Genomic DNA, 19,822 nt, shown 5'->3' with positions numbered 1-19,822 from the left:
GCCGCGCGTCGCGGCATCCGCCCCGGGGTCCTGAGACGTCCCTCGACGTGTTGCGCAGCAGGGGCGCTCGCTCCGCCCCGCAGGCTGCGGTCCGGAACCGTCCGCGAGATGGGGCCGACGAGTGATCTCCGAGGCCTCGTCACCTGTTGCCGGCGCTCCGGCTCGCCAGAACTCATCGCGGCACGGGCGTGCGGCTCAGTCCCGCGGCACGCGCACCATGACCTCCTGCGCCACGCTGGCCACGAGGGCGCCGTCGCGCGTGTACATCCGACCGGTCGACAGGCCGCGGCCGCCGCGCGCGTTCGGCGACTCCTGCACGTACAGCAGCCACTCGTCCACGCGGGCGGGGCGGTGCCACCACATCGCGTGGTCCAGGCTCGCGACCTTGAGCCCCGCGGTGCTCCAGGCCACACCGTGCGCGCGCAGAATGGACTCCTGGATCGTGAGGTCGCTGAGGTACGCCAGCGCGGCGCGGTGCACCGCGGGGTCGTCGGGCAGGGCGCGACGCGCGCGCATCCAGACGGCCTGACGTGGCACGTGGGGGCCCTCGACGGAGCGGTAGAGCGGTGACGGGACGTGGAGGACGTCGACGGGCTGCTCCGAGAACATCCGGCGGCTGAGGGGATGCAGGCCCGTCGGGTCGAACGGCGGGAGCTCCTCCGGTTGCGGGATGCCGTCCGGCATGGGCTCCGCGTGCTCGAGACCGGGATCCTCGTCCTGGAAGGACGCGATCATCGAGAAGATCGGTACACCCGCCTGGAACGCCTGCGTGCGGCGCGTCGAGAACGAGCGACCGTCGTGGATCCGGTCGACCGAGAACGTGATGCCGGTCGCAGGGTCGCCGGGGCGCAGGAAGTATCCATGCATCGAGTGGACGGTGCGCTCCGGCGGCAGGGTGCGCGATGCGGCGACGATGGTCTGTGCGAGCACCTGACCGCCGTACACGCGCCCGAACGGCATGGGCTGCGAGACGCCGGTGAAGATGTCCTCGGTGGTCCGGGCTCCGGCATCGCGCAGGTCCAGAACCGCGAGCAACGACGCCACGGGGTCGGGGGCGTCGGCCACGTCGTCTCCGTTCCGGTACGGCAGGTCCGCACCGCTTGGTAGTTTAGGGCGGGTGTCCGCGCGTCTGTTGTTCCCCGATCCGCAGGCGGCAGCCGACCTGCTCACCTTCGCGTCCCGCGCGATCCGACTGGGCGACGGGACGGTACGGCTGCGGGCCGACGCGGGGGTGCTCGTCTCGACCGCGGCGCCGCTCGCGCCCCGCGGCCTCTTCGACACCACGCCCACGGTGCTGGGACTACGGGTGTCGGCCATCGATCCCGAGCTCGAATGCGATCTCGTCGTGGATGCCGCCGCCTTGCTTCCCGCCCCCGACGACGCGCAGGCGGTCGTGCTCCCCGAGACGGCCTCCTCGCCCGCCTGGGCGGGCATCTCTCCACCGCGGAGCGGCTGGACGCAGACGGATGCCATCGACGCGGCCGTGCTGGCATCCCGAGCCCAGTACGGCGTCGCCGCCGTCGCCGACGCCCTGCCGGCGAACGCGGGGGAGGACGTCGTGCGCGTCGTCCGCGCGCAGGTGTGGGGACAGCCGGACGAGGCGCTGGGCGGGCTGCCGCTCGGCACCGCCTTCGCAGCCTTCGCGCTGGGGTTCATCGCCGGCGGGGAGTCGGCCACGGTCAGGACGAGCGGCGCGTGGACGCGTGTGACCCTCAGCCGTGGTCACGTGCTCGTGCGGGGGCCGGTGCGCTCAGGTCTGACGGCGGTGCGGGCCACCGGCGGCTGATCCAGCAAGCGCATAGGTGGACGCCATACGCTGAAGACCAGCAAGGGGAGTACTCCCGTCGCGATGCATCCGTCATCACGAGGCCACGGCTGGTCTCCGGGTGCATCGGTCCGTTCCGGGCGGAGGAGACCTTGACGCCGCAGCTGCGTGCTGCCCGTCGAGAGGTATCCCCGTGGTCTCGTTCTCCCGTCTGTTCGTTCTCGCTTCCAAGGCCGTCGACAAGGCGTCGTCCTCGTCTCCGTCGCGTCCCGCTGCCGGTCGCGGGGGCTCGGACTGGCGTGACATGGTGCGTTCCGCCGCCGACGCCGTGACCGGCGATCGTCGTTCTCCCTCGTCGCCGACACCGCCCGCCGCTGCGGCGACCCCGTCACGCGGCCGCTACGCGCCGCCCGCGACCCCCGGCACGTCGACCCTCTCCGCCGATGATCGCGCCGCGATCGCGCGATACGACTACCTGCTGCGCACCGCCGATCCCGACCGCGTGGAGCAGATGCACCGCGAGGCCTTCGCGCGCCTGACTCCCGCACAGCGCGCCCACGTGCGGGAGCGGATGGATGCCGACCTCGCACCGCACGAGCGCCCCCGCTCCGACAGCGCCGACGATCTCGCGCGGACGGCGGCGCGTGCGGAAGCCGCGCGCCCGGGGCGCATGTCGACGCTCCTGGCGCGCGCCGGGCGCGGCGGCCTCATCGGCGCGGGCGTCGTCGGGGCGGGCGGCCTCCTCGCTGCCGTCGCGGGCGGAGCCGTCGTGAGCGCCGTCGCCGCGCCCCTGCTGGCGCAGGCCGGCGAGCTGGGCGTCGACTTCGCGGGGCTCGCCGACGGCGTGGACCTGGAGGGCCTGGCATCCGGAGTCGACCTCGCCAGCCTCGCGGAGGGCGCCGCCGGCGATTGGGCAAGTGGCGCGCAGGATGCCGTCACCGGCGCAGGAGACCACATCAGCGGGTTCGGGGAGAGCCTGTCGAACCTCGACATCCCGGGCTTCGGCGACTTCCTCGGTCGCTGATTCTTCGCCGACCGGAGCCGTGGGCCCTGTCTCGTCCACGGCGCTCCGCGTATTCCCCGACGCCCGCGAGGGCTGCGCGGCGGGCAGGTCGTGTCAGACGGTCACCCGCGGCGCCGGTCGGCGCTCCCTCGGCCGCGCGCACCGGGAGCCCGGTGTCGGGACGACGGTCACCCGCGGCGCCGGTCGGCGCTCACTCGGCCGCGCGCACCGGGAGCCCGGTGTCGGGACGACGGTCACCCGCGGCGCCGGTCGGCGCTCACTCGGCCGCGCGCACCGGGAGCCCGGTGTCGGGACGGCCGTTCTGCTGCGGACCGATCCCGCGGGGTTCGAACGTGTTGACCATGGCGTACGCGGCGCGCTCGAGGTAGTCCCACAGCGTTGCCTCGAACGCGGGCGGAAGGGCGATCTCGTCGACCGCCGCCCGCATGTGCCGCAGCCAGCGGTCACGGGCGTCGGGGTCGACGTGGAACGGCAGATGACGCATACGCAGACGCGGGTGGCCGCGCGTCTCGCCGTAGGTCGTGGGCCCGCCCCAGTACTGCGCCAGAAAGAGGGTGAGACGTTCGGCGGCGGGTCCGAGGTCCTCCTCGGGGTACATGGGCTTGAGCACCTCGTCGGAGGCGACGCCGCGGTAGAACGCGTCGACGAGTCGGCGGAACGTGTCCATCCCCCCGACCTGGTCGTAGAAACTCACGGGCTCGGTCATGTCGTGCCTTCCTCGTCGGCGCGGACGGCCGGAGGCGTGGGCTTGGGCGTGCCGCCCGCGGGGAGATCGACCGTCGTGGTGGGCGCCGCGTCGCGGACGGTCTTCTTCCGCGGTTCGGACTCGCCCTCGTCTGCGGGCGTGGCGGAGGCGAGAGGCTTGCTGCGCCGGCGGGGCTTCCACACCGGGCGGGCGGCATCCGCAGCGACCGGAGTCTCCTTCGTCTTCGGCGGATGCGCACCGCGGACGCTCTGTGCGCCCTCGGCCCCGGTCAGCACGATGGAGTTGAGGTGCGGCAGAGAGATCCCCAGCTCGTCGATCGCGCGCTTGAGACGGGCACGCAGCTCACGCGCGACGTCGTCCTTCGCGCTCGAGCGCGTCTTCATGACGAGGCGGATGACGAGCGCGTCGCCGCCGATCGATTCCAGGCCCCAGATCTCGGGCTGTTCGATGATGCGCGAGCGCCACTTGTTCTCTTTGGCCATGTTCTTCGCGGCGGCCAGCATGGCCTTCTCGACCTCGTCGAGGTCGGCGTCCACCGGGACGGCGAGGTCGATGATGACGCGCGACCAGCCCTGCGACATGTTGCCGATGCGGGTGATCTCGCCGTTGCGCACGTACCAGAGCGTGCCGTTGACGTCGCGTACGTGGGTGATGCGGACGCTGACGAACTCCACGATGCCGGTGGCAAGACCGAGGTCGACGACGTCGCCGATGCCGATCTGGTCTTCGGCGACGATGAAGATGCCGTTCAGGACGTCTTTGACGATGTTCTGCGCGCCGAAGCCGAGACCGGCGCCGACGGCAGCGGTGAGGAGGGTGAGCGATGCCAGCGCGTCGGGCGCGACGATACCCGCGATCCACACGAGCGAGACGATCACCAGGACGACGTTGACGATGTTCTGCAGGATCGTGCCGAGCGTGCGTGTGCGTTGCACGAGACGGACGGCGCTGAGAGGCGACCGATCGAGAGCCTGCGTGTCGTCGACGCGGGCCTTGACCTTGGCGCCGTTCACGATGCGGTCGACGACGCGGCGGATGACGACGCGCAGGATCCACGCGGCGACGGCGACACCGATGATGATCCCGAGGACCTGCAGCATCGTGCCGCCGAAGTCGAGCAGCTTGCCCCCGAACCAGGCCCAGGTGTCCAGGCTCGTGATATCGGTGGGCGCGGGGGTCGGTGTCGGGGTGGGGGTGGCTTCGGCGAGAACTGACATCCCTTCCAGCGTAACGACGGATGCCTCGGCGCCGGCTGAGCGTCGAGGCATCCGTTCGGTGACGGGGCTGTGGAGAAGGTCAGGCGTCTCGTGACCGCAGCGCAACCCACCCGAGGAGCAGCGGCGCCGCGCCCCACGCGAGGAGAGTAAGAAGGCTGTCGCCGATTTCCGCACCCGGAGTCGTCAGGTTCGAGGCCGCGCTCGACGGCAGGTAGGCCCCCAGGTCGACGAGCCACTGCCAGTCGGGGCCGCCGAACGTGAACAGCGACACGACGATCGGGAGGACGAACAGCACGCCCACCGTGGTGGCGATCGCGCCGGCCCCCGCCCGGATGATGAATCCCAGTCCCAGCCCGATGAGGGTGAACACCACCATCGACAGCACGCCGTACAGCAGCGGCACCGCGGACTGCGCCGGATCGGACCAGTCGATGCCTGCCGGCAGCAGGGGAGCGGTCATCAGGATCGCCGCGGCGTAGATCACCACGGTGGTGGCCGCCATGACGAGCGAGACGACGACGGCCTTCGCCAGCAGCACCGCACCGCGACGCGGCTGGGCCGCGAGGGTCGACCGGATCATCCCGGTCGAATACTCGCCGGTGATGACGATGGCGCCGAGGATCCCCGCCACCAGCATCGTGAACTGCGTCGGCATGAGCACGACGTTCGCCGCGGGGAAGCCGTCGAAACCGGTGGAGGCGGCGGCGATGAGAAGGGACACGCCGAGGGAGAGGACGGCGGTGAGACCGAGCGACCACCACGTGGACCGCAGCGTGAGCACCTTGATCGCTTCACTGCGGAGGAGGTGGACGAAGCTCAGCCGGTAGGCGGTGGTGCGGGCGGGAGCAGGAGCGAGAGAGGTCATGCGATCTCCTTGGTCTTGTACTCGACCGAGTCGTCGGTCAGGGCGAGGTAGGCGTCTTCGAGCGAGCCGCTTCGCGGCGTGAGCTCGTAGAGAGGGATGCCGTGCCGGGCGGCGAGGTCGCCGATGGTCTGGGCCGTGACCCCCGTGATCTGCGCCGCTCCGGGTGGGTTCGAGCGCCGAGACGGTGGCATCCGGGATCTGCAGGGCCGCCACGAGATCCGACAGGCGGGGTGAACGCACGACCAGCGTCGTCGACGTCCACGATCCGACGAGGTCCGACAGCGATGCGTCGGCCAGCACCCGGCCGCGGCCGAGCACGATCACGTGGTCGGCGGTCTGCGACATCTCGCTCATGAGGTGGCTCGACAGCAGGACCGTCCGCCCCTCCGCGGCGAGATGACGCACGAACTGGCGCACCCAGCGCACGCCCTCGGGGTCGAGGCCGTTGACCGGCTCGTCGAGGATGAGCGTGTGGGGGTCGCCCAAGAGAGCGGCGGCGATCCCGAGGCGCTGGCCCATGCCGAGCGAGAAGCCGCCGGCGCGCTTGCCCGCGACCGAGCCGATGCCGGTCACCTCGATGACCTCGTCGACCCGGGCACGACCGATCCCGTGGGTGGCCGCCATCGCGCGCAGATGGTTCCGCGCCGAACGCCCGGTGTGCACGGCCTTGGCGTCGAGCAGCACACCCACCTCGGTGAGGGGCGAGCGCAGGTGCCGGTAGTCGTGGCCGCCGACGGTGACGCGCCCGGCCGTGGGCCGGTCGAGACCGACGATCATGCGCATCGTCGTGGACTTGCCCGCGCCGTTCGGACCGAGGAACCCGGTCACCCGTCCGGGGGCGACGGTGAACGAGACGCCGTCGACCGCGGTCTTGGCGCCGTACCGCTTGGTGAGATTGTCTGCAACGATCATGCATCCCACGCTAGGAAGCGGCCTCGGGTCGCGTCGTCCCCCCGGAGGATGACCGGTCGAGCCGAAGGGATGATCCGGAAACGACTGATCGCCCCCTCCCGAGGGAGAGGGCGATCAGGTGAGCGACGGACTACTGCGCGTCGCGCTCCTGTACCGAGAGGGCCCGCTCGACGCCGGCGAGGTTCTCACCGACGAGGCGACGCAGCGCCGGCGGCGCGTCGGTGTGCGCCGCGAGCCACGCGCGCGTGGCGTCGCGCAGCGAGGTGTTCGCGAGGGCCGCGGGGTACAGACCCACGATGAGGTAGTTCGCGATCTGGTAGCTGCGCGATTCCCAGATCGGCAGCAGCATGGCGAAGTACGGCTCGACGAAGTCGGCGAGCACGTCGACCGTGGCGGGGTGCGTGAAGCCGGCGGCCGTGGCGCGCACGATCGTGTTCGGCGCGTCGTCCGAGTCGATCAGCGAGCTCCACGCCTTCTGCTTGGCGTCGTGCGAGGGCAGCGCCGCGAGGGCCGTGGCGGCAAATTCGCCGCCCTTCGCGGTGTTGTCGGCAGCGCGTGCGGCCTCGATGTCGGCCGTTGTCGCCACTCCCGCCGCAGCGAGCGAGATGAGCAGCTGCCACGACAGGTCGGTGTCGATGGTCAACCCGTCGAGGGCGATCGATCCGTCGCGCACGGCCTTCACGGTCTCGGCGTGCGCCGGGGTGGATGCCGCCGAGGCGAACGCCGTGACGAACTGCAGCTGGCTGTCGCTTCCGGCCTCCGCCGCCTGCGCCAGGTCCCACAGCCCGTCTGCGACACGTGCCCGGGCGGCGTCGCGCGTCGCCGGGGCGACGTACGAGTTGGCCGCGAGCTGCAGCTGCGCGAGGGTGGTGCGCACCGTCGTCGACTCGGTCTCGGATCCGATGTTCTTCAGTACGAGATCGAGGTAATCGGTCGCCGAGGCCTCGGCATCCCGAGTCTGGTCCCACGCGGCACCCCAGACGAGCGAGCGGGCCAGCGGGTCGGAGATGTCCTTCAGATGCGCGATGGCCGTGGCCAGCGAGCGCTCGTCGAGGCGGATCTTCGCATAGGCGAGGTCGTCGTCGTTGAGGAGCACGAGGTCGGGGCGACGGATGCCACGCAGCTCCGGTACCTCGGTGCGGTCGCCGTCGACGTCGAGCTCGATGCTGTGCACACGCTCGAGCGCTCCGGCGTCGTTCACGGAGTAGAACCCGATGCCGAGGCGGTGCGGGCGGATGGTGGGGTAGTCGCTCGGCGCCGTCTGCACGATGGCGAAGCGCGAGATCGTGCCGTCGGCGCCCTCTTCGATCAACGGCGTCAGGGTGTTCACGCCCGCCGTCTCGAGCCACTTCTTCGCCCAGTCGCCGAGGTCGCGACCGCTCGTCGTCTCGAGCTCGGTGAGCAGGTCGCCCACCTCGGTGTTGGACCACTGATGCTTCTGGAAGTACGCGGCGACGCCGGCGAAGAACTGCTCGATGCCCACCCAAGCGGCCAGCTGCTTGAGCACGGAGCCGCCCTTGGCATAGGTGATGCCGTCGAAGTTGACCTGCACGTCTTCGAGGTCGTTGATCTCGGCGACGACGGGATGGGTCGAGGGCAGCTGGTCCTGACGGTACGCCCAGGTCTTCTCCATCGCGTTGAAGGTCGTCCAGGCGGCCTCCCACTCGGTGGCCTCGGCGGTGGCGATGGTGGAGGCCCACTCGGCGAACGACTCGTTCAGCCACAGGTCGTTCCACCACTTCATGGTGACGAGGTCGCCGAACCACATGTGCGCCAGCTCGTGCAGGATCGTGACGACGCGGCGCTCCTTCACGGCATCCGTCACCTTGCTCCGGAACACGTAGGTCTCCGTGAAGGTCACCGCGCCGGCGTTCTCCATCGCGCCCGCGTTGAACTCGGGGACGAAGAGCTGGTCGTACTTGGCGAAGGGGTAGGGGAAGCGGAACTTCTCCTCGTAGTACGCGAAGCCCTGACGCGTCTTGTCGAAGACGTAGTCGGCATCCAGGTACTGCCACAGGCTCTTGCGGGCGAACACGCCGAGGGGGATGACGCGGCCGTCGGCGCTCGTGAGTTCCGAGAACGTCGACTCGTACGGACCCGCGATGAGCGCGGTGATGTACGACGAGATGCGCGGCGTCGCGGGGAAGTCCCAGCGGGCGGTGTCGTCGGAGACCGCGACGGGCTCGGGGGTGGGGGAGTTGGAGATGACCTTCCAACGCGCGGGTGCGGTGACCGAGAACGTGAACTCGGCCTTCAGGTCGGGCTGCTCGAAGACCGTGAACACGCGCCGCGAGTCGGGCACCTCGAACTGCGAGTAGAGGTACACCTCGCCGTCGACGGGGTCGACGAAGCGGTGCAGGCCCTCGCCGGTGTTCGTGTACTCGCAGTCGGCCTCGACGATGAGCTCGTTCTCGGATGCCAGGCCCTCGAGCGCGATGCGCGAGTCGGCGAAGACGTCGGCGGGCTCGAGCGAGCGGCCGTTCAGCGTGACGCTGTGCACCTCGCGGGCGACGAGGTCGATGAACGTCGACGCGCCCTCGGTGGCGGCGAACGTGACGACCGTGCGCGAGGCGAACACCTCGTCGCCGCGGGTGAGGTCGAGCTGCACGTCGTAGGCGTGCGTATCGACGACGGCGCGCCGCTCCTGCGCTTCGATGCGGGTGAGGTTCTCTCCTGGCACTGGCGTTCTCCCGGGGATGAGGGGCGGATCGACGCGGACGATGCGGGTGGCGCGGATGGCGACGGACTCGACGGCGACGATGACAACCACATAAGCCTAGTGACGAGATACCGCGCGTCCAGGCCTATCGGGCAGGTGGGAGGATGAGTGCGTGAGCACGACCGACACGGATTCCACCACCGACACCGTCCTCTACGCGTCGCCCGCGGCGAAGTCCGGCCCGAAGTGGGTCGAGACGCCGGTGGCGTACGACGGCATCCTCCTCGCCGGCTTCGGCGGTCCCGAGGGGCAGGATGACGTCATCCCGTTCCTGCGCAACGTCACCCGTGGCCGCGGCATCCCCGACGAGCGGCTCGAAGAGGTCGCCCACCACTACCGTCACTTCGGCGGTGTGAGCCCCATCAATCAGCACAACCGCGAGCTCAAGGCGGCGCTGGAGGCGGAGATCGCCAAGCGCGGCCTGGGTCTTCCGGTGTACTGGGGCAACCGCAACTGGGAGCCCTACCTCGAAGAGGCCGTCACCGAGGCGGCCGAGGCCGGTGACACCACGCTGCTCGCGATCGCGACGAGCGCCTACAGCTCGTTCTCGAGCTGCCGCCAGTACCGCGAGGACTACGCGCGCGTGCTCGAGGCGACCGGGCTCGGCGAGACGGTGACCATCGACAAGGTGCGGCAGTTCTTCGACCACCCCGGTTTCGTGTCGACGTTCGTCTCGGGCGTGACGGATGCCGTGTCCGCCTTCGTCGCGGAGGGCATCGCGCCCGAGAAGATCCGCGTGCTGTTCTCCACCCACTCCATCCCCACCGCCGACGCCGAACGCTCCGGCCCCCGCGACGTCGACTTCGGCGACGGCGGCGCCTACGCCGCCCAGCACAAGGCCGTCGCCGCGTTCGTCATGGCCGAGGTGGCCGCCGCCGTCGCCGACGTCGAATGGGAGCTCGTCTACCAGTCGCGCTCGGGCCCGCCCACGCAGCCGTGGCTCGAGCCCGACGTCAACGACGTCATCGCCGAGCTCCCCGGCCGCGGTGCCGAGGCGGTCGTCATCGTGCCGCTCGGCTTCGTCAGCGATCACATGGAGGTGCTCTGGGATCTCGACACCGAAGCGATGGAGGCCGCAGAAGAAGCCGGTATCAAGGCCGTGCGCACCCCGACGCCCGGCATCGATCCGGCGTACGTCTCGGGTCTGATCGACCTGGTCGAGGAGCGGCTGAAGGGCACCCCCGCGTCGGAGCGTCCGCACCTGACCGACCTCGGCCCCTGGTACGACGTGTGCCGCCCGGGATGCTGCGAGAACATCCGCGCCGGCTTCAAGCCGGTGGCGGCGGGTCTTCGCCCCTGACCTTCTGCGATGCCGTCCGCTCCTCGCGGGGCGGGCGGCATCGTCATCGGCGCCCGTGATGTCGGGCTTGCTCAATAGGATTCCCTCATGCGCATTCACATCGGCACCGATCACGCCGGTCTCGAGTTCTCCACCCAGATCCAGCACCACCTCGCCGCACAGGGGCACGAGGTGATCGACCACGGCCCGATCGAGTACGACCCGCTCGACGACTACCCGGCCTTCTGCATCCGCGCGGCACAGGCGGTCGTCCGTGACCAGGCCGAAGGCATCGAAGCCCTCGGCGTCGTGTTCGGCGGGTCCGGCAACGGCGAACAGATCGCCGCCAACAAGGTGCTGGGCGTGCGCGCCGCCCTGGTGTGGAACCTCTCGACCGCCGAGCTCGCCCGCGAGCACAACGACGCCAACGTCATCTCGATCGGTGCCCGTCAGCACTCGTTCGAGGATGCCGCCTCGTTCATCGACCGCTTCATCAGCACCCCGTTCTCCGGTGACGAGCGTCACGCCCGCCGCATCGGTCAGCTCGCCGCCTACGAGCAGGACGGGGTGCTGCTGCCCGATCCGCGCGCCGGCCGCGCCGAGAGTCCCACGACCGACGCGAGCGACTCCTTCGACCCCGAGGCAGGCTGATGCCCGAAGGGCATTCCGTTCACCGCATCGCCCGGCAGTTCGACCGCAACATCGTCGGCCGCGCCGTTGCGGCATCCAGTCCCCAGGGCCGTTTCGTCGAAGGCGCTGCGGTGATCGACGGTCGCGAGGCGCTCGAGGTGCGCGCCGTGGCGAAGCAGATGTTCCTGCGCTTCGACGGCGACGTCTGGCTGCGGGTGCACCTGGGCATGTACGGCGCATGGGACTTCTCGGGCGAGGTGTCGGTCGATGCGACGATCGCGTCGTCGAACGGACGCATGGGGCAGACGAATCAGCGGGGCACCGTCGTCGACGACCCCATCCTGGATGCCGCCGGCGAGAACTCCCTCAGCTCGATCGGCGCCCCGCGGCGTGCGCGTGTGCGCATGTCGGAGCAGACCACCGGGCTCGAGGAGCAGACCGAGTGGCCGCCGCCGGTCGTCGGGGCGGTGCGCCTGCGCCTGCTCACCGAGTCGACGTGTGCCGATCTGCGCGGCCCGACGGCGTGCGTGCTGCAGACGCCCGACGAGGTCGTGGCCACGATCGCAAAGCTCGGGCCCGACCCCTTGGTCGACGACGTCACCGACGGCGAAGAGCGCTTCACCGCGACGGTGAAGAAGAAGCCCACGGCGATCGGGCTGCTGCTGATGGATCAGGCGGTGGTCAGCGGCATCGGCAACGTCTACCGCGCCGAGCTGCTGTTCCGTGCGCGTCAGAACCCGCACACGCCGGGCCGTGACGTGCCCGAAGAAGTGGTGCGCGGCATCTGGCGCGACTGGGCGCGGCTGCTGCCGATCGGCGTCGAGACCGGACAGATGATGACGATGGACGACCTCGACCCCGAGGCGTACCGCCGCGCCATGGCCCATCGCGACGACCGGCACTGGGTCTACCACCGCGCGGGACTGCCGTGCCGGGTGTGCGGCACGACGGTACTGATGGAAGAGGCGGCGGGGCGCAAGCTCTACTGGTGTCCCAACTGCCAGGCGTGAGTAGGGGCCCGGTCCCTTCGACAGGCTCAGGGACCTTGCGCGGGGGTGGCTGAGCCCGTCGAAGCCACCGACACGCCGGGCCTTGGTCCCTTCGGCAGGCTTAGAGATCTCGCGCGGGGGCGGCTGAGCCCGTCGAACCCACCGGCACCGGCGATCTAGGCTGATCCGGTGCGTCAGAATCCGAGCTTCGCGATGACCGATGTCGGCGAGATCCGCCGGCTGATCGAACATCACCCCTGGGTCACCCTCGTCAGCCAGACCGACAGCGGCCTCGTGGCATCGCACTACGCGATCATGCTCGACGACGAGCGAGACGACCTCACCATCGTCGGTCATGTCGGCAAGCCCGACGACGCGATCCTCGGGCTCGGCGAACGCGAACTGCTGGTGGTCGTGCAGGGGCCGCACGGCTACGTCACGCCCCGCTGGTACGGCGACGTTCCCGCGGTGCCGACGTGGAACTTCGTCTCGGCGCACCTGTCCGGCATCCCGGAACTGCTCACGCCCGACGAGAACCTGCGCGTTCTGGAACGCCTGGTCGCCCGGTTCGAGGGTGACGGCGACGACGCCCGCGGGCTGTACACGCTGCCGAACGACGCGGCGTTCGTCGAGCGGCTGGAGCGCGGAACCGTCGGCTTCCGTCTGACGCCGACGCACGTCACCGCCAAGCGTAAGCTCAGTCAGAACAAGACCGCCGAGGTCGTCGAGACGGTGATCGCCGGTCTTTCGATGACCAACCCCGAGCTCGCAGCGGAGATGCGGCGGGCGGCGGACGCGCGGGTACGGCCGTGATCGGGGAGACGGCGCGGTTCATCCGTGCGGTGCGCGTCGCCGGGCCCGGCCGGCAGTTCCTGCCGACCGACGAGCCGGTCGACATCGTGATCTCCGAGGGCCGCATCGCCGACATCGCCCCGACGGGCAACCTCCGCCCGACCGGTCTCGTGATCGACGGCGACGGCGGCTGGCTCCTGCCCGGGCTGTGGGACCACCACGTGCACGTGCTGCAATGGGCGCTCGTCGCGGATCGCGTGCCGCTGGGTGACATCGCCTCCGCGCGTGAGGCTGCCGCTGTCATGGGCGCGACGGCGGCGAGCGACGGATGCCGCATCGGCTCCGGCTTCCGCGACGGGCTCTGGCCCGATGAGCCGACCCTGGAGCTGCTGGATGCCGCCAGCGGCGGTGTTCCGACGTACCTGATCAACGCCGACGTGCACAGCGTCTGGATGAACAGCGCCGCCTTCCGTCGCGAGGGCTTCGAGCCCACGGCATCCGGGGTTCTGCGCGAAGAGGACGCGTTCGAGATCTCACGGCGGCTGAACGCCGTGGAGCCCGACGTCGCCGACCGCGCCGTGGACCGCATGGCACGCGCCGCTGCCGCCCGGGGGATCGTCGGCGTCGTCGACCTCGACATGACCTGGAACGACGAGCCGTGGCAACGCCGCGCCGCGCGAGGGTTCGACACCCTGCGCGTGTCGTACGGCACCTACCCGCAACATCTGGAGCGGGCGATCGCCGAGGGGCTCCGCACCGGCGACGTCGTGCGCGGAGCGACGAACGACCTCGTCCGCGTCGGGCCGCTCAAGGCCATCACCGACGGGTCGCTCGGAACCCGCACCGCCGCGTGCGCACACCCCTATCCCGGCGATCCGCACAACCGCGGTCTGCTGACGGTCGCTCCCGACGACCTCGTCGACATGATGACGCGCGCCACCGCGGCCGGACTGGAGTGCGCCATCCACGCCATCGGCGACGTCGCGAACGCGCACGCGCTCGACGCGTACGCCCTCACCGGCGCCGTGGGCACCATCGAGCACGCGCAGCTCGTCGCGCACGCCGACATCCCACGCTTCGCCCGCCTCGGCGTCGCGGCGAGCGTGCAGCCCGAGCATGCGCTCGACGACCGCGACATGACGGATGCCATCTGGGCCGCGCAGTCCGCACAGCCCTACCCGCTGCGGGCCCTGGTCGACAGCGGCGCGAACGTGCGCTTCGGGTCCGACGCCCCGGTCGCGCCGCTGGACCCCTGGGCCGCGATGGCCTCGGCGGTGTTCCGCACGCGCGACGGCCGCGACGCCTGGCAGCCGCATCAGCGGGTCGACATCGGCACCGCCATCGCGGCATCCACCGTCGGCGGGTCGACCGCTCCCGCCGAGATTGCCCCCGGGGCCCTCGCCGACCTCGTCATCGTCGACGCTGACCCTCTGACCGCCGACGAACGATCCCTCCGCGCCATGCCCGTGCGCACGACTCTCCTCGCCGGTCGTGTGACGCACAGCGCCTGAGCTCTCACGCGTGAGGGGTCAAGAAGTGTCGCCCAGGAGTCCGCTCGGCGACGATCCTTGACCCCTCACGCGAATATGCGCGGACAGACGACGACGGGGGCGGCGCCGAAGCACCGCCCCCGTCGGGAAGAGAACGCTTACGCGGCGAGGTGCGCGAAGAGGAACCAGCGGTCCTTGTCGAGGCCGCGCTTGATCTCGATGGCGACGTCCTGGCTCGACATGTCGATCTCGTCGAGGCCCTCGATGGCGGCCTCGATGTCGATCAGAACGGCGTCGATGTCGGCGATCACGGCACGGATGACGACGTCGGACTGTGCGAAGCCGGCGGGCACCTCGGTGGCCTTGGCCTTGGCGGCGACGGTCGACAGACGCGAGTCGATCGGCAGCCCCAGGGCGACGATGCGCTCGGCGGCCAGGTCGGCCCAGTCCTGCGCGTGAGCGACGACCGTGTCGAGCAGCTCGTGCACGCCGATGAAGTTCGAGCCGCGCACGTGCCAGTGGGCCTGCTTGCCGTTGACGACGAGCGCCTCGAGGCCGATGACGACGGGGGAGAGGAACTGGGCGGTGCCGGCGGCCATGGTCGGGTCGACGGTGGTGGCGGCGGGGGTCTGAACGGTGCTCATTTTTTGCTCCTTAGGCGACGTTCGAAGTCTCGATGGATGCAACGCTACTCACGTGGGAGCATTCCGCAAGCAAGATGAGGCTCGGCTAAATACCTGGTGAATAGGCAATCCTCACCTTCGTCGGGGGCGATGTCGGCGCACCCGGGTAGGGTCGGCGCATGACGATCGCCCCGGATGCCGCCCTGCTCGCCCTCCCCGATGCGGCGCCTGTCGTCGCCGCGAACGCGTTCGTGGCATCCGGTGCCCGGATCGTGGGCGAGGTGCACCTCGGTGAGGGTGCGAGCGTCTGGTACAACGCGGTGCTCCGCGGCGACAGCGCGCCCATTCACGTGGGCCCGCGCAGCAACCTCCAAGACAACGTCTCGGTGCACGTCGACGCCGGACGACCGGTGCGCATCGGGGCCGACGTGTCGGTGGGTCACAACGCCGTCGTGCACGGGTGCACCATCGGCGACGGGTCGCTGATCGGCATGGGCAGCGTCGTGCTCTCGGGCGCCGAGATCGGACCAGGATGCCTCGTGGCCGGGGGAGCGGTCGTGCTCGAGGGAACAGTGGTCCCGGCGGGCTCGCTGGTCGCCGGCGTCCCCGCCAAGGTGCGGCGGGCACTCACCGACGAGGAGCGGGAGAAGATCCTCCGGAACGCCCAGACCTACCTGGCCCACAGCGCGCGGCACCGTGAGGCGGTGGTCGCCGACGAGTGAACCCCCTTGCGGGGTGCGACGGCGTCCGTAGGCTCACGCCATGCACATCACGTCGCTGCAGCCGGGCGAGATCTTCGTCTTCGGATCGAACGCCTCCGGCGCGCACGGAGGCGGTGCAGCCCGCTTCGCGTACGACCGCTTCGGCGCCGTGTGGGGCCAGAGCGAGGGTCTGCAGGGGCAGTCGTACGGCATCGACACGATGTCGGGGCTCGCCGTGTTCGAGGAGCAGGCGCGGCGGTTCGTCGCCTTCGCCGCGGAGCACCCCGAGTTGCGCTTCCTCGTCACCGAGGTGGGGTGCGGCATCGCCGGGTATCGCCCGGAACAGGTGGCGGGCTTCTTCGTGGATGCCGGCGACAACGTCGTGCTGCCGGAGGCGTTCCGGGCGGCGGTCTGAGTCGCAGGAGCGGATGGAGGGGCTGACGAGAATCGAACTCGCATCATCTGTTTGGAAGACAGAGGCTTTACCACTAAGCTACAGCCCCGAATTTCGGCATCCTGAGGCGGATGACGAACTCGAATGCCTCCACTCTACGGCACCGATCGAGGTGCTGCGAACGCCGGGGCGCTCGGGGGCTGACGTCAAGACCTGCGCGGCCAGGCCGATCGACTAGACTTCCACAGGTCGTTTCGTCGGCGCGTGCCGCGCGCCGCCCCGGGGCGTAGCTCAGCTTGGTAGAGCGCCCGCTTTGGGAGCGGGAGGCCGCAGGTTCAAATCCTGTCGCCCCGACGTCACGGCCCCACAGACCACAGGCCTAGCCGGCCCCCGCGTGCGCGCGGGCCACACGAGGAGAACGAACCGCATGGTCAACAGCACCGTCGAGAAGCTCAGCCCGACCCGGGTGAAGCTCCACATCACGGTCTCGCCCGACGAGCTCAAGCCGAGCATCGCCCACGCCTACGAGCACATCGCAAAGGACGTCCAGATCCCCGGCTTCCGCAAGGGCAAGGTGCCGGCTCCCATCATCGACCAGCGCATGGGTCGCGGCGCTGTCATCGAGCACGCCGTCAACGAGGGTCTCGACGGGTTCTACCGCGAGGCCGTCGAGGCCCAGGAGCTCCGCGTCATCGGCCGTCCGAGCGCCGAGATCGTCGAGCTGCCCGAGCTGAAGGACTTCTCCGGCGACCTGGTCGTCGACGTCGAGGTCGACGTGCGTCCCGAGTTCGACCTCCCCGCGTACGACACCATCACCGTGACCGTGGATGCCGTCGAGGCCGACGAAGCCGGCATCGACGCCGAGCTCGACCGCCTGCGCGCGCGCTTCGGCACCCTGGTGACCGTCGACCGCCCCGCCAAGACCGGTGACTTCGTCGAGCTCGACCTCGTCGCCACCATCGACGGCAACGAGATCGACCGCGCCGAGGGCGTGTCGTACGAGATTGGTTCGGGCGAACTGCTCGAGGGCATCGACGAAGCGATCGAGTCGCTCACCGCCGACGAGGACACCACCTTCCGCTCCAAGCTCGTCGGCGGCGACCACGCCGGCGAAGAGGCAGAGGTGTCGGTCACCATCAAGGCGGTCAAGGAGCGCGAGCTGCCCGACGCCGACGACGACTTCGCCCAGATGGCATCCGAGTTCGACACCATCGCCGAGCTGCGCGAATCGCTGAGCGAGCGCGTCTCGCAGCAGTCGGTGTTCACGCAGGGCGCCGCCGCGCGTGACAAGTTCATCGAGGCGCTGCTCGAGGCCGTCGAGATCCCCGTCCCGCCGCAGCTCATCGAGGACGAGGTGCACAACCACCTCGAGGGCGAGAACCGCCTCGAAGACGACGAGCACCGCGCCGAGGTGACCGAGGCGAGCGAGAAGCAGTTCCGCACGCAGATGGTGCTCGACAAGATCGCCGAAGACGCCAACGTGCAGGTGTCGCAGGACGAGCTGACCCAGTACCTCATCCAGTCGGCCGCGCAGTACAACATGGCGCCGCAGGACTTCGTGAACGCGCTGCAGCAGGGCAACCAGCTGCCTCAGCTCGTCGGTGAGGTCGCCCGCAACAAGGCCCTCGCCATCGCGCTCGGCAAGGTCACCGTCGTCGACACCAACGGTAAGCCCGTCGACCTGACCGGCTTCGTCGCCGTCGAGGGCGAGGAGCCCACCGACGCCGAGGACGAGGTCGTCGAAGAGGCGCAGGAGATCGCGGATGCCGCGGCTGACGCCGACGCCGTCATCGAGGCTAAAGAGGCGCCCGCCGAGGAGGCCCCCAAGAAGGCCCCCGCCAAGAAGCGCGCGCCGGCCAAGAAGAAGGCCGCCGACAGCGAGTAAGTCGTGAAGAAGGGGGCGGATGCTACGGCATCCGCCCCCTTCGTCGTCCCTGGTTCTGCTGTCGGCGGTCGTCGCTCAGCTGGCGGTGTCGGCGCCTCCGAGACGGTGACTTGCGCCGAATGTCCGTGCGGCGGGGCTTCACGCGCGCATATGGCGCAAGTCAGCGGGGTGCACGGGTGTCGCTGCCGCCCGCGTGGCGGTGGCGCGGAGGCGTGGGTGGCGCCGACACGGTGACTTGCGCCGAATGTACGTCTGGCGGGGCCTCGCGCGTGCATAAGGCGCAAGTCAGCGGGGTGCGGGGGTGCCGGCGCCTCCGGTCCGGTGACTTGCGCCGAATGTCCGTGCGGCGGGGCTTCGCGCGTGCATAAGGCGCAAGTCACCGAGGTGCACGGGAGTCGGTGCTGCCCGCGTGGCGGTGGCGCGGAGGCGTGGGTGGCGCCGACATGGTGACTTGCGCCTTATGCACGCGCGGAGGCGCTTTTGGTGTACACATGCCGCAAGTCAGCGGGGTGCGCGGGTGTGCCGGCGAAAGGGGGCCGGTGACTTGCGCCGAATGTCCGTGCGGCGGGGCTTCGCGCGTGCATAAGGCGCAAGTCAGCGACGTGTTGGGGCGCGGGGCGGGTTGAACGTCGACAAGTCGGCGATGGAAAGACGATGAGGGGGAGAGGGATACTTCGATGAGCGACTGGCAGGAAAGAGTGGATGCCGTGTGGGCCGACGACGGCCTCGACCCGGCCGAGGTCATCGCGCGGATCGACGCGCTGGCCGAAGAGCGGCCGGCGGATGACGCGGTCGCGCTGTTCGAGCGTGCGGGTGCCCGGGACTCCGCGGGGCTCGAAGAGGAGGCGGAGCCGATCTACCGACGCGCGCTCGCGCGCGGCCTCGACGACGATCGACGCACTCAGGCGACCATTCAGCTCGCGAGCACGATCCGCAACCTCGGCAAGACCGACGAGGCCCTCGCGCTGCTGCGCGCGGAGTACGAGCGCGAGCCCCGCGGCCCGCTGCACGACGCGGCGGCGGCCTTCTACGCCCTCGCGCTGGTGTCGAACGGGGAGCCCGGGCGGGCGGCATCCATCGCCCTGCAAACCCTCGCCCCGCACCTTCCCCGCTATACCCGGTCGGTGACGGGATACGCGCGAGAAATCGCCGACGAGGCGCGCTGATCCGCCCGCGGCGAACACGGCATCCCGCCCCGTGGCCCGCCGGTAGATTCGTTGCAGATCACCGGAAGAGGAGCACCAATGCCCGAACCCCTTATGGCAACGAGCGTCTTCGACAGGCTGCTGAAGGACCGCATCATCTGGCTCGGTTCGGAGGTGCGTGACGAGAACGCCAACGAGATCTGCGCCAAGATCCTCCTGCTGGCTGCAGAGGACCCGCAGAAGGACATCTACCTCTACATCAACTCGCCCGGCGGCTCGATCACGGCCGGCATGGCGATCTACGACACCATGCAGTTCGTGCCGAACGACATCGTCACCGTCGGTATCGGCATGGCCGCGTCGATGGGCCAGCTGCTGCTGACCAGCGGCACCAAGGGCAAGCGCTACATCACGCCCAACGCGCGCGTGCTGCTGCACCAGCCGCACGGCGGCTTCGGCGGAACGTCGAGCGACATCCAGACGCAGGCGCAGCTCATCCTCGACATGAAGCGTCGTCTGGCCGAGATCACGGCCAACCAGACCGGCAAGAGCGTCGAGCAGATCAACGCCGACGGTGACCGCGACCGCTGGTTCACCGCCCAGGAAGCCCTCGAGTACGGCTTCGTCGATCACATGCGCGAGCACGCCACCGACGTCACCGGCGGCGGCGGAACCGCGGCGTAAGT

18 protein-coding genes, 2 tRNA genes and 1 pseudogene are annotated in these 19,822 nt (G+C 70.1%); 13 read left to right on the top strand and 8 right to left on the bottom strand.

Annotated elements, in window-relative coordinates:
• Positions 1-195 precede the first annotated feature (195 nt).
• Positions 196-1,065 (bottom strand): acyl-CoA thioesterase, encoded by an 870-nt coding sequence (locus QE392_RS12375; RefSeq protein ID WP_307452126.1) that lies wholly within the window; start codon positions 1,063-1,065, stop codon positions 196-198.
• Positions 1,066-1,117: 52 nt separating this feature from the next.
• On the opposite strand from QE392_RS12375, the gene QE392_RS12370 reads away from it, so the two are divergent.
• On the top strand, positions 1,118-1,786 hold the full coding sequence (locus tag QE392_RS12370; protein WP_307452124.1) for a hypothetical protein: 669 nt from the start codon (positions 1,118-1,120) through the stop codon (positions 1,784-1,786).
• A gap of 172 nt (positions 1,787-1,958) precedes the next feature.
• A complete protein-coding gene (locus QE392_RS12365) occupies positions 1,959-2,789 on the top strand; it encodes a cation-transporting ATPase (RefSeq protein ID WP_307452121.1) in 831 nt (276 codons plus the stop codon).
• A 256-nt stretch (positions 2,790-3,045) separates the two neighbouring features.
• Here the strand turns inward: QE392_RS12365 and QE392_RS12360 are convergent, their stop codons facing one another.
• The 5 genes and pseudogenes from QE392_RS12360 to pepN all read right to left on the bottom strand — a co-directional run bounded on the left by QE392_RS12360 (position 3,046) and on the right by pepN (position 9,169).
• Positions 3,046-3,495 (bottom strand): globin, encoded by a 450-nt coding sequence (locus QE392_RS12360; protein ID WP_307452118.1) that lies wholly within the window; start codon positions 3,493-3,495, stop codon positions 3,046-3,048.
• Entirely contained in the window at positions 3,492-4,712 is a 1,221-nt protein-coding gene (locus QE392_RS12355) for a mechanosensitive ion channel family protein (RefSeq protein WP_373426471.1), read from the bottom strand. The genes QE392_RS12360 and QE392_RS12355 overlap by 4 nt, the downstream gene beginning before the upstream one ends.
• A 79-nt stretch (positions 4,713-4,791) precedes the next feature.
• Positions 4,792-5,577 (bottom strand): ABC transporter permease subunit, encoded by a 786-nt coding sequence (locus QE392_RS12350; RefSeq protein WP_307454535.1) that lies wholly within the window; start codon positions 5,575-5,577, stop codon positions 4,792-4,794.
• Positions 5,574-6,489, bottom strand: a pseudogene (locus tag QE392_RS12345) (ATP-binding cassette domain-containing protein). The gene QE392_RS12350 and the pseudogene QE392_RS12345 overlap by 4 nt, the downstream one beginning before the upstream one ends.
• 130 nt (positions 6,490-6,619) lie before the next feature.
• The gene (gene pepN / locus QE392_RS12340) at positions 6,620-9,169 is read right to left on the bottom strand and encodes an aminopeptidase N (protein ID WP_307454134.1); all 2,550 of its coding nucleotides are present in this window, start codon (positions 9,167-9,169) and stop codon (positions 6,620-6,622) included.
• A gap of 151 nt (positions 9,170-9,320) precedes the next feature.
• Between pepN and QE392_RS12335 the strand changes: the two genes are divergently transcribed.
• From QE392_RS12335 to QE392_RS12315, 5 genes are all read left to right on the top strand, one after another.
• A complete protein-coding gene (locus tag QE392_RS12335; RefSeq protein WP_307452115.1) occupies positions 9,321-10,508 on the top strand; it encodes a ferrochelatase in 1,188 nt (395 codons plus the stop codon).
• A gap of 87 nt (positions 10,509-10,595) precedes the next feature.
• Positions 10,596-11,138 carry a ribose-5-phosphate isomerase gene (locus QE392_RS12330; RefSeq protein WP_307452113.1) on the top strand — a complete coding sequence of 181 codons (543 nt, stop codon included), beginning with the start codon at positions 10,596-10,598 and terminating at the stop codon, positions 11,136-11,138.
• Positions 11,138-12,127 carry an Fpg/Nei family DNA glycosylase gene (locus QE392_RS12325; protein ID WP_307452110.1) on the top strand — a complete coding sequence of 330 codons (990 nt, stop codon included), beginning with the start codon at positions 11,138-11,140 and terminating at the stop codon, positions 12,125-12,127. The genes QE392_RS12330 and QE392_RS12325 overlap by 1 nt, the downstream gene beginning before the upstream one ends.
• A gap of 168 nt (positions 12,128-12,295) precedes the next feature.
• Positions 12,296-12,919, top strand: coding sequence for an FMN-binding negative transcriptional regulator (locus tag QE392_RS12320; RefSeq protein ID WP_307452107.1), 624 nt, complete (start codon positions 12,296-12,298; stop codon positions 12,917-12,919).
• On the top strand, positions 12,916-14,409 hold the full coding sequence (locus QE392_RS12315; protein ID WP_373426469.1) for an amidohydrolase: 1,494 nt from the start codon (positions 12,916-12,918) through the stop codon (positions 14,407-14,409). The genes QE392_RS12320 and QE392_RS12315 overlap by 4 nt, the downstream gene beginning before the upstream one ends.
• 137 nt (positions 14,410-14,546) lie before the next feature.
• Here QE392_RS12315 and QE392_RS12310 read toward each other — a convergent pair whose 3' ends face one another.
• Positions 14,547-15,032 (bottom strand): Dps family protein, encoded by a 486-nt coding sequence (locus tag QE392_RS12310; protein WP_307452102.1) that lies wholly within the window; start codon positions 15,030-15,032, stop codon positions 14,547-14,549.
• A 158-nt stretch (positions 15,033-15,190) separates the two neighbouring features.
• On the opposite strand from QE392_RS12310, the gene QE392_RS12305 reads away from it, so the two are divergent.
• Both QE392_RS12305 and QE392_RS12300 read left to right on the top strand, forming a co-directional pair.
• Entirely contained in the window at positions 15,191-15,733 is a 543-nt protein-coding gene (locus QE392_RS12305; protein ID WP_307452097.1) for a gamma carbonic anhydrase family protein, read from the top strand.
• Between the two features lie 40 nt (positions 15,734-15,773).
• Positions 15,774-16,127: an A1S_2505 family phage non-structural protein gene (locus QE392_RS12300; RefSeq protein ID WP_307452094.1), complete on the top strand. Its 354-nt coding sequence runs from the start codon at positions 15,774-15,776 to the stop codon at positions 16,125-16,127.
• Positions 16,128-16,141: 14 nt separating this feature from the next.
• Here QE392_RS12300 and QE392_RS12295 read toward each other — a convergent pair.
• Positions 16,142-16,215, bottom strand: a tRNA-Gly gene (locus tag QE392_RS12295).
• 171 nt (positions 16,216-16,386) lie between these two features.
• Here QE392_RS12295 and QE392_RS12290 point away from each other — a divergent pair.
• From QE392_RS12290 to QE392_RS12275, 4 genes are all read left to right on the top strand, one after another.
• Positions 16,387-16,460: transfer RNA gene (locus QE392_RS12290), tRNA-Pro, on the top strand.
• A 73-nt stretch (positions 16,461-16,533) separates the two neighbouring features.
• Positions 16,534-17,991 (top strand): trigger factor, encoded by a 1,458-nt coding sequence (gene tig / locus QE392_RS12285; RefSeq protein ID WP_307452092.1) that lies wholly within the window; start codon positions 16,534-16,536, stop codon positions 17,989-17,991.
• 677 nt (positions 17,992-18,668) lie between these two features.
• Complete coding sequence (locus QE392_RS12280) at positions 18,669-19,157, top strand: tetratricopeptide repeat protein (RefSeq protein WP_307452089.1); 489 nt, start codon at positions 18,669-18,671, stop codon at positions 19,155-19,157.
• 78 nt (positions 19,158-19,235) lie between these two features.
• Positions 19,236-19,820, top strand: coding sequence for an ATP-dependent Clp protease proteolytic subunit (locus QE392_RS12275; protein ID WP_058231493.1), 585 nt, complete (start codon positions 19,236-19,238; stop codon positions 19,818-19,820).
• Positions 19,821-19,822 lie beyond the last annotated feature (2 nt).

The sequence above is a fragment of the Microbacterium proteolyticum genome (assembly GCF_030818075.1).
GTDB classification, from domain to species: Bacteria; Actinomycetota; Actinomycetes; order Actinomycetales; family Microbacteriaceae; genus Microbacterium; species Microbacterium proteolyticum_A.
The sequence above is the reverse complement of the archived record's forward strand: the minus strand, read 5'-3'. Positions and strand labels throughout refer to the sequence as shown.

What these genes read in the sequence shown, in the direction of transcription:
- QE392_RS12360 (WP_307452118.1), bottom strand. Translation starts at nt 3,495, where the DNA reads ATGACCGAGCCCGTGAGTTTCTACGACCAGGTCGGGGGGATGGACACG.
- QE392_RS12355 (WP_373426471.1), bottom strand. Translation starts at nt 4,712, where the DNA reads ATGTCAGTTCTCGCCGAAGCCACCCCCACCCCGACACCGACCCCCGCG.
- QE392_RS12350 (WP_307454535.1), bottom strand. Translation starts at nt 5,577, where the DNA reads ATGACCTCTCTCGCTCCTGCTCCCGCCCGCACCACCGCCTACCGGCTG.
- QE392_RS12330 (WP_307452113.1), top strand. Translation starts at nt 10,596, where the DNA reads ATGCGCATTCACATCGGCACCGATCACGCCGGTCTCGAGTTCTCCACC.
- QE392_RS12325 (WP_307452110.1), top strand. Translation starts at nt 11,138, where the DNA reads ATGCCCGAAGGGCATTCCGTTCACCGCATCGCCCGGCAGTTCGACCGC.
- QE392_RS12310 (WP_307452102.1), bottom strand. Translation starts at nt 15,032, where the DNA reads ATGAGCACCGTTCAGACCCCCGCCGCCACCACCGTCGACCCGACCATG.
- QE392_RS12305 (WP_307452097.1), top strand. Translation starts at nt 15,191, where the DNA reads ATGACGATCGCCCCGGATGCCGCCCTGCTCGCCCTCCCCGATGCGGCG.
- QE392_RS12300 (WP_307452094.1), top strand. Translation starts at nt 15,774, where the DNA reads ATGCACATCACGTCGCTGCAGCCGGGCGAGATCTTCGTCTTCGGATCG.
- tig (WP_307452092.1), top strand. Translation starts at nt 16,534, where the DNA reads ATGGTCAACAGCACCGTCGAGAAGCTCAGCCCGACCCGGGTGAAGCTC.
- QE392_RS12280 (WP_307452089.1), top strand. Translation starts at nt 18,669, where the DNA reads ATGAGCGACTGGCAGGAAAGAGTGGATGCCGTGTGGGCCGACGACGGC.
- QE392_RS12275 (WP_058231493.1), top strand. Translation starts at nt 19,236, where the DNA reads ATGCCCGAACCCCTTATGGCAACGAGCGTCTTCGACAGGCTGCTGAAG.